This is a genomic window from Acetomicrobium sp. S15 = DSM 107314 (assembly GCF_016125955.1).
Taxonomy (GTDB): Bacteria; Synergistota; Synergistia; order Synergistales; family Thermosynergistaceae; genus Thermosynergistes; species Thermosynergistes pyruvativorans.
Genome location: NZ_JADEVE010000291.1, coordinates 1 through 326, shown reverse-complemented (window position 1 = coordinate 326; position 326 = coordinate 1). Strand labels below are relative to the sequence as shown.

Sequence of the window (326 nt, the reverse complement as noted above, 5' to 3'; positions counted from 1 at the left end):
AACGGACAAAGATGATGCAGTGGTGGGCGGACTGGTTGGATGAGCAGAAATGATCGAGGTGGAAATAATTTCAGGCGTTCAATCTGTTTTTTGTAAAGCAGCTTCTGCATCTTCAGGCGATACGTTGCCATAAGTGATGCGCGGCTCTCCAGGTCGGATTACATCTACCAACGGCTCAAACTGGCTCATGCCTATACAGCCAGTGGTCTCCACCGCCACGCACGATTTCCAGACCACGAGGCTCATATATGACCGCCTCGTGAGGATCGGCCCCGACGGTAAGCCTCGCAATTGGGCCGCTGAGTCCATCACGCAGATCGACGATA

At 53.1% G+C, this 326-nt stretch carries 1 pseudogene; it reads right to left on the bottom strand.

What is annotated here, in order from left to right:
- Positions 1 to 78: 78 nt before the first annotated feature.
- A pseudogene (locus tag EZM41_RS13825) lies at positions 79 to 326 on the bottom strand (hypothetical protein); the annotation flags it as partial.